We start from the raw sequence: 521 nt of genomic DNA, 5'->3' as shown, positions 1-521 counted from the left end.
AGCAGGATGCAGCAATCAGCGTATAGAACAAGCTCTAACGGGCAGTATGAACAAAATAGCAACTTTATTTCACCCGAAAATATACGGTGGAACAATGTTGCTTACTCTAAACTCTAGACACCTAAGTTATAGATTTTATGGGGTTTGGGACAACGCAGATTCGTGCTATGACCGTAGGTCGGGCTTCAGCCCGACAACAACTGCCAGACGGGAAATGTCGGACTGAAGTCCGACCTACAAATACGGGTTTTTCCATCATCAGGGGTGTGACCAGCGGATGCATGAAAGTTAATAAGCAGAGATACCGGACGACGCCGGGAAGACAGACACCCCACCATTTGGGATGTCCTGAAGGCTTCAGACGCTGCCAGCCATGGAGAGCGAAGCGAAGGTTGGTAGTCCCCAGTAGCCGCGAGGCCGCACTGTTTTCCCGGCGTGCCTTGCGCCAGAGGGAAAACAAAGTAGGCCTCCGAACGCGGCGTCCAGTCATTGGGAGACAAGTACGGAGCAGCAACGAGCTT

The 521-nt window shown here is 51.8% G+C and carries 1 protein-coding gene; it reads right to left on the bottom strand.

Annotated features, from left to right (window positions below):
* Window positions 1-185: 185 nt before the first annotated feature.
* The coding region (locus ACOCD2_RS26115) for a hypothetical protein (RefSeq protein WP_294046808.1) at window positions 186-521 on the bottom strand (336 nt) is incomplete at its 5' end.

Origin of the sequence: Thiolapillus sp., from assembly GCF_048562965.1 — a bacterium.
GTDB lineage: Bacteria > Pseudomonadota > Gammaproteobacteria > Chromatiales > Chromatiaceae > Thiolapillus > Thiolapillus brandeum_A.
The sequence above is the reverse complement of the archived record's forward strand: the minus strand, read 5'-3'. Positions and strand labels throughout refer to the sequence as shown.